The following is a 12,138-nucleotide window of genomic DNA, read 5'->3' on the forward strand; positions in this document are numbered from 1 at the left end:
GAACTCGGGTGCCTGAACCGGGGACTCGCGGGTTGCTAGCCGATGGTCAGTGTGGCGACACCGAACAGGCTGGTGACGCCGGGTGGTGTGAGGCATCCGAGCAGGTTGGGATTCGGAAACGTGATGACCTCGAGGGCGGTACGCCCGGCGAACAGGCCTTGGGTGATGGCTCCGGCCAGCGTGACCACGGAGTTGCCGCCGGGCCGGGAGATCGAGCGGTTGAAGCTGAACACGCTGGTCTCACCGGTGTTCCAGGTGAAGGTCTTGGTTGCGCTGCCAGGCTGAAGGATCTCGAGGCAGCCGGCCTCCGTTTCGATCGTGACGGCGGAATGCCCGGAGGTGACGTCCGGATTGCTGGCCGAGGTGCACGGCGTGTCGATCTCGTTGGTGGTCACGGTTTGTGGGCTCGATGTCAGTGTCAGGCCGGGGGAGTAGTTGGCCGTGACGGTGCCGAGGCACGTCAGGTCTCCAGGGTCGGCCTGGGCGTTGCCGGGACCGAAGGAGATGCTCACGGCCGCGGTCGCCACGGCGATGAGCATCCGGGATAAGCGAATCACGACTTCCTCCAAGAGGAGCGGGCGAATGACCGGCCCAGTCTGTGTCGGAGCGGACTCGGATGGAATCCGCCATCCGAGTCCGCGTGCGGTCGTGATTCGTACGGAACGTCATTGCCGGCGCGCGAGGGAAATCACGTTACGTGCAGGTCACTTGGGCGTTTGACCAATCCGCGTGATCCGAGTTGATCCCATCGCCGCCGTCGATGGCTGCGAGCAGTAACGTGGTGCCTCCGCTGACGTCGGCGGTCAGATGTTTTGCGCCCTGGCTACCGGTGACGATGCCACTGTCGGCAACTTTCGTTCCGTCGCGCCAGATCTGGAATACCACGCGGCCGTTGGTTCCGGTTTCGTCGTCCACGCCCACGTCCGCGGCGACGCTCGAGCAACGTCCGCCGAGGAAGTACGTGATGCTGCTCTGCGCGTGCGCGCCGAGGCCCTTGCTGAACGTGGTGCCGCCGACGGTGAGGGTGCGGCCGTCGCCGGCGGTCTGGGTGTTGACGCTGCGGTCCTTCTCCACCGGGCCCCAGCCGTTCGTGACGGACGTCCAGGTGAGGTCGGAGAGTTGGCGGGTGCCGGCGGCCGGGGCCGTGGCGCCGGTGCGGGTGACGCGGTAGACGACGGTGCCGTGGGACGGGACCGAGGCGCTGATAGCACCGGAGGTGGTGCGGGATGCCTTGCTCCACAGGTCCTTCAGCGTGTACGAGGAGCCGCCGGGCATGCCGATGGCGGAGGCCGTGGTGGAGACCGTGGTGGTGGCGGCGGTTTCGTTGAGCAGGGCGACCGCCATGTCTCCATTGGACAGTGGCTTGCGGTAGACCACAAGGCCGTTGCTGGACGACACGATGACCGCCTGCTGGCCGAGCGGGTCCTGGTCGAGCGCGATGACGTCGGTGTTCTTCAGGATGTCGAGGTTCGCCTGCGAGAGGGTGGGGACGTTGCTGCCCATCAGCAGGGGCGCGGACATCATGGCCCACAGGCTGAAGTGGGTGCGGTACTCGGTGGCGGTCATGCCGCCGTTGCCGACCTCGAGCATGTCCGGGTCGTTCCAGTGGCCGGGGCCGGCGTACTTCGCGAGATCGTCGTTGGTGTGCAGTTTGCCGATCATGCTGGACCAGTTGTCGGAGATGTCACCCGTGGTGCGCCACAGGTTTCCGACCGGCGCGCCCCAGGTCCAGACCTTCGGCGTGGTGCTGCCCCACTCGGTGATCGAGTACACGACCGGCCGGCCGGTGGCGGCGAGCGCGTCGTGCATGGCGCCGTACCGCTGCTGGGCGTCCACGCCCTGGTTGTTGCAGTTGTCGTACTTGAGATAGTCCACGCCCCAGGAGGCGAACAGGTTGGCGTCCTGCTGCTCGTGGCCGAGGCCGCCGGGGAAACCCAGGGAGTTGCACGTCTTCGTGCCCGCGCTGGTGTAGATGCCGAACTTGAGGCCACGGGCATGGACGTAGTCGGCGAGGGACTTGATGCCGCTGGGGAAGCGGGTGCGGTTGGGCACCAGGTTGCCGCTGGCGTCCCGGGCAGTCTCGGCCCAGCAGTCGTCGATGTTGAGGTACTGGTAGCCGACGTCGCGCAGGCCCAGCGAGACGAACGCGTCGGCCACACGTTTGATCGTGGTCTCGTTGAAGATCGCGTCGCAGTGCGTGAAGTTCCAGTTGTTGAAGCCCATCGGCGGGGTGCGGGCCAGGCCGTTCTCCCACGCCCACGCGGGTTGCGGGTTCGCCGCGGGGACGGTGAGCGCGACGATGCCGCCCGCCGCGACGGTGGCCGCGGCGGTCAGCACGGCGGAAAGCGTTCTGCGCATGGGGTTCTCCCTTACACCAGCTGGTAGGCGCGCATGGCGCGGGTCAGCATGAAGCAGTCCTGCAGTGATCCCGAGCTGTCGCCGAGCGAGCGGTAGATGCCCCACTTGGGTCGCACCCGGTCACCGAGGAACGTGTCCACTCCGGACTTCCTGGTGTCGATCACCGTGGTGGCGCCGTCGTGCACGGCCCAGCGCACGTACCCGCCGGTGCCGTCGGCGATCGTGAACTCGAGCAGCGTGTCGATCCACTTGTTCTGCAGCGGCGCGAGGTTCACCCGGCCGACCAGGGTGTTGGACTCGAACACCTTCACCTCGATGGTCGGCGTGCTCCCGTTGCGCCGCAGCGACATCACCACGATCGGGCTGCTGCCGTCGCCGGGCATCTTGAGCTGCATGATGTGCGTGAACGTGGTGGTCGCCTTGAGCGCAGGCGGAATGAACAGCTGGTGGGTGAGCCGCCAGGCCTGGCCGCTGAGCAGGTTGAGCTGGCTGCCGCCCGAGCGCATGCCCTTGGCCTCCTGGCGCTGCCGGTCGGTCGAGGTGTCCCGGTCCACCATGTGCATGTTCCACCGGAAGTTGTTGTCCTGCACGAAGATGTGCGGCTGCCCGGCGGGGTGCGAGTCGGCCCGGTCGTCCTCGACGCCCTCGAACGCGCCGAGCCCGTCCCGGCTCGCCTCCGGCGACCACTTCAGCTGCCAGGTCGCCGCGGACGCCGGGGTGGGGACGGCCAACCCGCCCAGGGCCAGCGCTCCGCCCAGGGCGACGGCGTGACGACGGTTGATCGGGTGAGCCATGGGATCTCCTCCTCGGGGTCGGGAACTGCGATGAATGCCTCATTCAGTGCGCTCATCGCAGTGAATGAGGCATTCATCGCACTTCCACGTAGTCCAGGTTCGGGCCGCCGGTGTCCACTGTGGAGGCCGCCCGGATCGTGTTGGCGCCCGCGCTCAGCGCGGCCGTGATCGACTGGGTCTGCCAGGTCGTCCATGCGCCGGTCGGGTTGAACGCCAGGTCGTCGGCCACCAGCGTGCCATTGACGAAGATGTCCATCGGCCGGTTCGCCGTGGTGCCGTTGGCGAAGCCGAACCGCAGCGTCGCGTTTCCTGCGGCGTCGCGGTTCACCGTCCACTCCTGGGCGCTGCCCACCGCGTTGGTGAGGTTGCAGAACCCGGTGCCGGAGAACCCGGCGTGGTTCGAGTCGATCGTGCCCTGGCAGCTGCCGTCCTCGGCTTCGACGCGGTTCGACGGCGTCGGCGGCGGGCAGTTCTGCGTCGAGTCGGACGCGGTGACCCGCAGCGCTCCGCCCGCGGTGTTGGTGCTGTTCTGCACGCAGTACCCGGAGACGGTCTGGAACCGGAAGTCCTGCGAACCGGCGCTGCGCTCGGCCCGGAACCGGTCGAAGACCACCGACGAGTCCGCGTTTGCCGTGACCGCCGCGCGGGTGTCGCCGGAGACGAACTCCACGGAGCTGTCCACGAACCGGATCCCGTTGGCGTTGTGGAGGTACCAGCCATAGGCCGGGCGGGTGCCGATGCTGTTCGGGTTGTAGTTGTTGGGGTCGTTGCTCGGCACCGAGGTCGACGTGGACGTGAAGCCGCCGGGCACGGAGATGTCGACGTTGGTGAACGTCACGTTGGTGATCTTGTTGTTGGTGCCGGACTCGCCCCAGAGCGTGGCGGTGAAGTTGTCGCTGCTCTGCCCGGTCGAGGTGATGTCGTCGTAGGTGATGTTGGTGATCCGGCCGACTCCGGGACTGTTGCCGCAACGCCGCCGGGTGCCGATCTTCTGCATGATCGCCGAGCGGACGTTGGACATCGTGATGTCCCGGTAGTGCACGTCGGAGATCACGGCGCCGTCCATCGACACCAGGCCGAGGCCGGACTTGTCGGCGCCCGTGATGGTGATCCGCTGGAAGTTGTAGCCGGTGAAGTCGCCGCAGGTCTCCGAGCCGAACATGAGCGCGTTGCAGCACCGGGCGGACAGCCGGCTGTCGGTGACGGTCGCCGGGCCGTTGGGCAGCTTCGCGCCGAGCGCGTAGTCGCTCTTGAAGGCCAGCGCGTCGTCGTTGGCCGCGATGGTGGCGTTGGTGACGGTCACGTTGGTGGTGCTGATGATGTTCCAGCCGTCCCGGTCGCTGGCCGTGTCGATGGTCAGCCGGTCGGACACCACGTTGTCGCAGCCGTTGATGAGCATGGCGAAGTGCCCGCCGCGGCGCAGGGTCAGCCCGTCGCCCACCCGCAGGTTGGTGCACCGGGTCAACGAGATGATCTTGTCCGCCTCGCCGTCGCCGGGGTTGCCGGTGATCAGGTTGCCGCCGCCGTCGATCACGCCCGGGCCGGTGAAGCCGATGTCGGTGAGCCGGTCACCGAAGATCATCGCGTCGTGGAAGTGGCTGTGCCCGAAGTCCTGGAAGTCGTCGTTCGGGTTGTCCTCGGCGGCGTCGTAGTCGTCGTTGCTCGCGCCGCGGACGGTCGCGCCGGAGTTGAGCTGCAGGGTCACGTGGCTCTTCATGTGGATGGTGTTGCGGGACTGGTAGGTCCCGGACGGGAACACCACGATCCCGCCGCCCGAGGCCGCGGTCGCCGCGTCGATCGCCCGCTGGATGGCCGGCGTGTCGTTGGTCGATCCGTTGCCCACGGCGCCGAAGTCCCGCACGTTGAACGTGGCGGCGCCGGCCGTGCCGGGCGCGACGACGAAAACCCCGGCCACCATGCCCAGTATCGAGGCAGCATTGATCCATCGTTTACCGCGCATTGCCTGATCTCCCTAGCCGATGGTGAGGTTGTCGAGGTTGGGGCCGCCGTTCGCGGTGGTCGCCGTGGCGCGAACGGTGTTGCTGCCCGCCTTGAGCGGCACCGTGATCGTGGTGGTGGTCCAGCTCGTCCAGTCCACTGTGGAGCCGAAGTTGAGCCCGCCGGACACCAGGACGCCGTTGACCGTGATGTCCATGGGCCGGTTCGCGGTGGTGCCGTTGGCGAACCGGAAGGTGGCCGGAACGTCCCCGGCGGTGTCGGCCGGCACGGTCCACTCCACGGCCGCGCCCACCGCGTTGTCCGTGTTGCAGAACCCGGAGCCGGTGAAGCCGGCGTGGTTGGCGTCGATGGTGCCCTGGCAGACCGCGTCCTCGGCCTCGAACGTGCTGCCGGGTGGTGGTGGCGGTCCGCCGGTGGCGTAGTCCGAGCCGATCCACGCCTCGTCCACCCGCAGCCGCTTGAACCGGGTCGTGTCGGAGGACGTCGCGTGCGTGTTCACCACCTCGAGCCGGACGTGCCGGGTGTTCTGCACCGGGATGTCGATCATCGCTACGCCGCGCCGGCTGGGCAGGGTGCCGGTGGCGACCGGGTTGCCCCAGTTGGTGCCGTCGCTGCTGACGAGCACGCGGTAGTCCCGGATCCGGGCGGACTGTTCGGTGTCCGACCGGGCGTAGGCCACCGAGTCCTCGCGCTGGTTGATCCCGATGTACTGCACGCGTTTGGTGGAGCCGAGGTCGAAGCGCAGCGACACCGGCGTGGTCTTGTTGCTGTCCCAGTAGGTGAGGTAGTTGCCGTCGGCCACGGCCGAGGCACCGTGCCCGCCGGCCGAGGCGCTCGCGCTCATCGTGTAGGTGGACGGTGGGATGATGCCGGCGCGGCCGTTCGTGGTCACCCGGAACACCGTGTCGAACTGGTCCCAGCCGGAGATCCCGGTCAGAGTCAGGTTTCCGCCGCCCTGGCTGAAGGTGACCGGCGCGCCGGTGCGGAAGTTGGTCACCCCGGTCACCCGGTACCCGTTGTCCCGCAACCGAAGCGTGGTCGTGGACGGCCGGGTGACCACGTGGATGAAGTGCAGGTCCGGGTTGGTCTTGGAGATCGTGGTCACGCCGTGCGCGCCGTCGTTCCAGAAGCCGGGCTTGAGGCCGCCGAACAGGTACCCGCCGCCCTCGGTTCCGCTGATCGAGCCGAAGATCTGGTTGAGGTAGGTGTCGGCGAAGTTGTTGAAGGACTCCTGGTTGCTCGGGAACCGGCCGTTCACCTGCGCGGTCTCGGCCATCAGCGACTTGATCGAGGAGCCGGCGTTGGTGATGTACCGGCCGAGGGTGAGGCGCTGGTCCACGCTCGGGTTGGAGCCGTCGAACCACCAGGCTCCGGTGCTCGGCAGCTTGTAGTCGGCCTCGATCAGCCGCGGCCCGGCGGTGAAGGTGGCCTGCGGGTAGTCGTAGGACGGCGACATGCCGGTCTTCTGCTCGTTGCTGATCATGTCCATGATCGCGGTGTCTTCGTTGTTGTTGCTGATCGTGTAGTTCGGCCGGCGCTGGTAGATCTGCGCGTAGAGGTCGTGCGACTCCCAGTAGGCGTTGTCGTTGTCGATCCAGAACCCGCCGAGGTCCGGATAGCGGTTCATCACCTCGAAGAAGTTGTCGTAGCTGAACTCGCCGAAACCGTCCCGTGTGGTCAGATCGACCGAGTGGCCCTTGAAGCTGGAGTACGCCGAGGAGTTGAGCCAGTCGCCGGAGGAGAGCCCCTCGTTGTGCCACTGTGGATCGTCGGTCATGTAGAGGATGGTCTTCATGCCGGCGGCGTTGGTGGCGTCGATCAGGTCGCGCACGAAGTCATGGTTCGTCTTGCAGCTGCCCGGAATCGCCGACGGCCACGGCCGGGCGTAGCCGAGTCTACTGTGGAACGTCGCGAGCACGACGTACTGCACGTGCAGCTTTCTGGCTTCGGTGACCCAGTAGTTCGCGGTCCACCCGCCGCTGCGGACGTCGTTCTCCCAGGCGCTGCAACTGGTGTGCTGCGGCGAGGTGCGCTCGCCCCAGTGGATGAACAGCCCGCCGACCGAGCTCCGCAGGAAGTCCTGGCGGGGGTTCTGCAGGTCCGCCTGCGCTCCCGGGGGACTGAGCACGGTGAGCGAGCCGGCGACGATGAGAACCGCGGTGAGGGCCACCCGGATCCGGGTACGGAGGCTGCGTCTCATGATCCTCCTCCTCGAGGACAGAGATCGGATCTATCACGGTGTGACGCTCGTACCTTACGCGGCGTTGCTGCTACTACGAAAGGTCTAGTCCTATATTCATGGGATCTTTCCCGCTCATCGAAACGGAAGTCAGGGCAGTGCCGGGACCGGGCTTGCGAGGTCCTGGCTGTACTGCACGACGATCCGGGTGAAGGCGTATGCCGACTGGGAGATGCCGCTGCACGCGTCGGGGTCGCCGCCGGAGCCGCACTGCCGGTCCCGGTTGATCGACCAGAACGCGAACCGGGCCAGGTGGTGCTGCCGGGCGTAGGACAGGATGGTCTGGAAGTCGGTCGTGGTGACGGTTTCGTCGGCCTCGTCGGTCCTGCCGTTCATCGAGGAGACCCCGATGTGCCGGTAGGCGTCGTCGTCGCTGTACCCGTAGGCCGGCTTGACCGCGTTCTTCAGGCCCTCCAGCGCATTCACCGAGGCCTGGCCCATGGATCCGCTGTGCCCGCCGAAGTCGAACGGCATGACCACCCAGACGTCGTTGGCCAGGCCCGCCGCGGCGCCCTTGCGGATCAGGTCCTGACCGGTGGAGTCCGGGCCGGTCGGCGTGGTGCCGAAGGTGATCATCGTGACCAGGCCGGGGTTGTTCGCCTTGACGATCTTCAAGGCGTCCACCACGCGCTGGCGCACGGTGCCGCTGCCGAACTCGGTGTTCTCGATGTCGATGTCGATCGCCTTGAGCCGGTAGGCGTTGATCACCTTCTGGTACGCGCCCGCCAGCGCCGACGCGCTGGAGCACTTCTCGCCCAGCTTGTCGCCGCTCCAGCCGCCGAAGGAGACGATCACGTCACCGCCGGCGTTGCGGATGGCGTTGATATTGGTCTGGTCCACGCCGCCGGTCAGCGTACGGGACCCGTCCCAGGCCGGGTTGCAGCCGCCGTCGGAGAGCATGAACGCCAGCGTGAACCATTTCAGCCCGGTGGCGGTCATGACGTCGGTGGGCCGCTGCGGGCTGCCCCAGCCGAAGTACTCGTACGGCGCGGCGGCCATGCCCGCGGGCGGCGGGGGAGCGGCGTCGCCGACGGTGAGCCGGTCCACGTTCGGCCCGCCGTTCGCGGTCACCGCGGTGGCCCGCACGGTGTTGCTGCCGGCGTCGAGGTTGACCGTGATCGTGGCGGTCGCCCAGGTGTCCCAGTTGCCGGTGCCGGCGAAGGACACGTCGTTGCCGGTGAGCCCGCCGTTGACGGTGATGTCCATCGGGCGGTTGGTGGTCGTCCCGTTGGCGAACCGGAAGCTCAGCGTGGTGCTGCCGGCGTTGGCCGCGTTGACGGTCCACTCGACGAAGCTGCCGGACACGTTGTCGTAGTTGACGAACCCGGTGCCGGTGAAGCCGGTGTGGTTGGACTCCACCACACCCTGGGAGATCGTGGCGCTCTCCGCCTGGTAGTCGGTGGCCGCCGCGGCGTGTCCCGGGAAGCCCAGGACGCCGGTGGCGAGGACGAGGGGGAGGGTGAGCAGCGCGCGGCGCGGTCCGGACATGTCTATACCTCGCGGGGGCTGGATGCAGGGTGATTGTTAGGCAGCCTTCCTAACCGAAGCTGACCATCGGCCGATAGTGCTGTCAAGGGGTTGGTGCGTTCATGTTCCGGTGAGCGGTAACGTCCGTCGCCGACCACGTAGCAAGCTGGAAGTGTCGGTCCGCGTCGGAAGACTGGCCTCATGTTTGTCGAGGAGGTTGTGCGCCGCCAGGCCGGTGTGATCAGCAGGGCGCAGGCGCGTACCGGTGGAATGTCAGACGATCAGGTTGACCGGCGGATTGCTGACCGGCACTGGCGTCTTGTCCATCGCGGAGTGTTTCTGGTTCGCGATCGAGACTTTGGAGCCGAGGCGCGTATTCGGGCGGCGGCGCTGGTGGAGATCACCGTCCCGAGGACGAGCGGGATGCGACGAGGCCGAGGAGTGCGGGTTCGCCGCCGCGATCTGCCTGCGGTCGATCGGGTCGCGATGCGGGGTCTGGCGCTGACCGATGTTCCACTGACTGTGCTGGAGGCGGCCGTGGCGCTGGGGGGAGTGGATCGCGCCTGATGGACCGTGCCCTGCAGCGACGGGTGCGGTTCGGTGCACTGCAACAGGCGCATTGCCGGAACCTGGGTCGGCGCGGCTCGACGGCTGCCTCTTGGCTGCTTGCGGCCGCGTTGAATCGTGCCGCGTCGGATGCCGAGCGCAAGGCGATCGTGTTGCTCCGCAACGCCGGGCTCACCGGGTGGCGAACCCACCACGTTGTCAACGGCTACGAGCTTGATTTTGCCTTTCCGGAGCACCGGTTGGCGGTCGAGGTCGACGGCTGGGCCTGGCACCGCGATGTGGAGAGGTTCCGGCGGGACCGTCAGCGTCAGAACGCACTGGTTCTCGCCGGATGGACGATCTTGCGCTTCACCTGGCATGACCTGACCCAGCGGGCCGGCGAAGTCATCGCCGTGATCCGAGCGGGATTGGATGATCGCCAATTGGGGCTCGTTAGCCGCGCCACGCGCGGCTTACGAGCCCGAAATGACGATCAACCCCGCCCTGTCCTTCACTCGCCGATCGGGTTGATGAGAATGTCGAAACCGGCGTACAGCTCGGGCATGACGGTTGCCACCGCGAGCCCGCCGGGGGTGATCGGGGTCGGCCGGGCGAGCGCGATCACATGGGCGACGTCGAGGGCGGCCTGCGGCGTGTACTGGCGCAGGTGGAGCAGGTCGGCGTAGGTCAGGTCGAGCGGTTCGATGGCGGGCAGCTGGGCGACCTGCTTGGCGATGCCGGGGCAGATCCGGTCGGCCGCGTCGAGGCAGGTGACCGGCGCGTAGAGCTTGGCCTCGAGGTTCGGGGCCGAGGCGATGATCGCGGACATGCTCCGGCTCGAGGCGAGCGCCGCCAGGGCGGTGGTGTCCAGGAGCAGGCCGCCGGGGTGCGACGTGGTCACGCGCTGCCTCGCCGGGCCCGCGGGTTCTGCCGGGCGCGCCGCTCGGGTTGGCGGGTGAGCCAGGCCTCGGCCTGCGCCCGCTCCTCCGGTGTGGCCACGAATCCGAACTGCTCCCGCAGGGCGTCCTCGGTCTGCTTGGCGACGGCCGCCCATTCGGCGCGGGTGCGCTGGGCGCCGACCAGCCTGGCGACATAACCGCCGATCGTGGTGCCGTTCTCGGCCGCGAGCTGGGCCAGCCGAGCGTGCGTCTGCTCGTCGACTTTGATCATCTTCGTGCCCACACGGAGACGGTACACCATCGGTAAACCGCTCGCCCGGTGGATCAGTCGCCGACCGGGTAGATCCGCAACCGCTGCCCCTCGTACAGATCCGGCAGCACCGTGGTGACGATCAACCCGTTCGGCCACTCCTCGGTCGGCTGCGCCAAACTGATCACGTGCGCCACGTCCAGCGCGACGTCCGGGCTGCGCCGCCGCAGGTCCACCACCGCCGCATAGGTGAGGTCGACCGTCTCCACACTCGGAATCCGCCCGATGTGCCGAGCGATCCCCGGCCGGATCCGGTCCGCCGCCTCCAGGCACGTGACCGGCGCGAACAACCGCCAGTCCAGATACGGAGCATTGCTGACCAGCAAGGACATCTCATGACTGGTGGCCAGTGCGGCCAGCGCGGAGGTGTCCAACACATAACCCCTCGCGCTATCCGTCACGCCAACACCTCGCAAGCTCGGTGTTGGCAACCCCGGTCACCTCGCAAGCTCGGTGACGGGGCAGTGCTTAATGGTTCGCTCGCAAGCTCGCTCACGCGGTAGCTCGGTGCCTGGCATACCGGGCGTCGACCTCGGCGATCAGCTCGTCGTGCCGCACCCGGAACGCTGCCCGCTCCTCCGCCGTGATCACGACCCCGAACTGCTCCCGCAGGTACTCCTCGGTCCGCCGCCCCACCGCTTCCCGCTCCGCCGCACTCCGCCCCGGCCGCGCCCCCACCAACTGCGCAACGCACTGATCAACACTCACCCCACGCCGAGCCGCCAGCGCGACCAGCAACGCGTGTGTCCGCTCATCGACCTCGATCACCTTCGTGGCCACGCGCCGACGCTACACGGTCCACCTCGCCACGGGATCAGTGTCGGTGCCCCGAGTCAGACTCCCCGGGTGTTCGTCAAGGAAGTGGTGCGCCGCCAGGCTGGAGTGATCGGCAGGGCGCAGGCTCGCGCTGGTGGCATGTCCGAGGACCAGGTGGACCGGCTGCTCGCCCATCGGCAGTGGCGAGTCGTCCACGGCGGCGTGGTGGCACGGGCTGTGGCCTGGTGAACCAGCCCTCGTCGAGGTCACCGCACCCGGACCAGCGGGCTGAGGCGATCTCGTGGGTACGGGTGCGTCGCCGTGACCTGCCCTCCGCCGATCTGGTCGTGGCACGGGGTCGGGCGGTCAGCGACGTCCCGCTGACCGTGTTGGAGGCGGCTGTCGCGCTCGGGGAAGGCGGGTCGCGGTTGCTTGATCGCGCCGCGTCCGATGCCGAGCGCAAGATGATCGTGCTACTGCGCGATGCTGGGCTCACCGGGTGGCGAATGCACTATCCGCTCGACGGATACGAGCTTGACTTCGCCTTCCCCGAGCAACAGGTGGACGGCTGGGCGTGGCACCACGACGCGGAGGCGTTCCGGCGGGATCGTCAGCGCCAGAACGCGCTGGTCCTGGTCGGGTGGACGATCCTGCGTTTCACCTGGCACGACCTGACGAGCGGCCAGGCGACGTCGTCGCCGAGATCCGGGCCGGCGTGCATGATCGCCAATCGGGGCTGATCACCCGCGCCAGGCGCGGGTAACGAGCCCGAATCGTCGATCATGGTCGTGGCGGTTGGGAGACCTTATA

Annotated in this window: 13 protein-coding genes and 1 pseudogene; 4 read left to right on the forward strand and 10 right to left on the reverse strand. The window is 67.8% G+C overall.

What is annotated here, in order from left to right:
• Window positions 1–35 precede the first annotated feature (35 nt).
• From VGR06_RS38420 to VGR06_RS38445, 6 genes are all read right to left on the reverse strand, one after another.
• Window positions 36–557 carry a hypothetical protein gene (locus VGR06_RS38420; protein ID WP_327564148.1) on the reverse strand — a complete coding sequence of 174 codons (522 nt, stop codon included), beginning with the start codon at window positions 555–557 and terminating at the stop codon, window positions 36–38.
• A gap of 136 nt (window positions 558–693) precedes the next feature.
• Window positions 694–2,358, reverse strand: coding sequence for an NPCBM/NEW2 domain-containing protein (locus VGR06_RS38425; protein WP_327564149.1), 1,665 nt, complete (start codon window positions 2,356–2,358; stop codon window positions 694–696).
• A gap of 11 nt (window positions 2,359–2,369) precedes the next feature.
• Window positions 2,370–3,152, reverse strand: a complete 783-nt coding sequence (locus tag VGR06_RS38430) for a Tat pathway signal sequence domain protein (RefSeq protein WP_327564150.1) — start codon at window positions 3,150–3,152, stop codon at window positions 2,370–2,372.
• A 73-nt stretch (window positions 3,153–3,225) separates the two neighbouring features.
• The gene (locus VGR06_RS38435; protein WP_327564151.1) at window positions 3,226–5,112 is read right to left on the reverse strand and encodes a glycosyl hydrolase family 28 protein; all 1,887 of its coding nucleotides are present in this window, start codon (window positions 5,110–5,112) and stop codon (window positions 3,226–3,228) included.
• 12 nt (window positions 5,113–5,124) lie between these two features.
• Complete coding sequence (locus tag VGR06_RS38440) at window positions 5,125–7,311, reverse strand: discoidin domain-containing protein (protein WP_327564152.1); 2,187 nt, start codon at window positions 7,309–7,311, stop codon at window positions 5,125–5,127.
• A 129-nt stretch (window positions 7,312–7,440) separates the two neighbouring features.
• Window positions 7,441–8,838: a carbohydrate-binding protein gene (locus tag VGR06_RS38445; RefSeq protein ID WP_327564153.1), complete on the reverse strand. Its 1,398-nt coding sequence runs from the start codon at window positions 8,836–8,838 to the stop codon at window positions 7,441–7,443.
• 180 nt (window positions 8,839–9,018) lie between these two features.
• Between VGR06_RS38445 and VGR06_RS38450 the strand changes: the two genes are divergently transcribed.
• Window positions 9,019–9,384, forward strand: coding sequence for a hypothetical protein (locus VGR06_RS38450; RefSeq protein ID WP_327564154.1), 366 nt, complete (start codon window positions 9,019–9,021; stop codon window positions 9,382–9,384).
• Window positions 9,384–9,776, forward strand: a pseudogene (locus VGR06_RS44195) (endonuclease domain-containing protein); the annotation flags it as partial. The gene VGR06_RS38450 and the pseudogene VGR06_RS44195, both read left to right, overlap by 1 nt.
• A gap of 98 nt (window positions 9,777–9,874) precedes the next feature.
• On the opposite strand, the gene VGR06_RS38455 reads toward VGR06_RS44195, so the two are convergent.
• The 4 genes from VGR06_RS38455 to VGR06_RS38470 form a co-directional block, all read right to left on the reverse strand.
• Complete coding sequence (locus tag VGR06_RS38455; RefSeq protein ID WP_327564155.1) at window positions 9,875–10,264, reverse strand: hypothetical protein; 390 nt, start codon at window positions 10,262–10,264, stop codon at window positions 9,875–9,877.
• Complete coding sequence (locus VGR06_RS38460) at window positions 10,261–10,545, reverse strand: hypothetical protein (protein ID WP_327564156.1); 285 nt, start codon at window positions 10,543–10,545, stop codon at window positions 10,261–10,263. Before VGR06_RS38460 ends, VGR06_RS38455 begins: the two co-directional genes overlap by 4 nt.
• Before the next feature lie 41 nt (window positions 10,546–10,586).
• Window positions 10,587–10,973: a hypothetical protein gene (locus VGR06_RS38465; protein ID WP_327564157.1), complete on the reverse strand. Its 387-nt coding sequence runs from the start codon at window positions 10,971–10,973 to the stop codon at window positions 10,587–10,589.
• 91 nt (window positions 10,974–11,064) lie between these two features.
• Window positions 11,065–11,352, reverse strand: coding sequence for a hypothetical protein (locus VGR06_RS38470; protein ID WP_327564158.1), 288 nt, complete (start codon window positions 11,350–11,352; stop codon window positions 11,065–11,067).
• A gap of 66 nt (window positions 11,353–11,418) precedes the next feature.
• Here VGR06_RS38470 and VGR06_RS38475 point away from each other — a divergent pair, with 66 nt between their 5' ends.
• Window positions 11,419–11,577: a hypothetical protein gene (locus VGR06_RS38475; RefSeq protein WP_327564159.1), complete on the forward strand. Its 159-nt coding sequence runs from the start codon at window positions 11,419–11,421 to the stop codon at window positions 11,575–11,577.
• A gap of 62 nt (window positions 11,578–11,639) precedes the next feature.
• On the forward strand, window positions 11,640–12,068 hold the full coding sequence (locus VGR06_RS38480; RefSeq protein WP_327564160.1) for an endonuclease domain-containing protein: 429 nt from the start codon (window positions 11,640–11,642) through the stop codon (window positions 12,066–12,068).
• The last annotated feature ends 70 nt before the right edge of the window (window positions 12,069–12,138 follow it).

The sequence above is a fragment of the Actinophytocola sp. genome (assembly GCF_036002505.1).
Lineage (GTDB): Bacteria > Actinomycetota > Actinomycetes > Mycobacteriales > Pseudonocardiaceae > DASYTH01.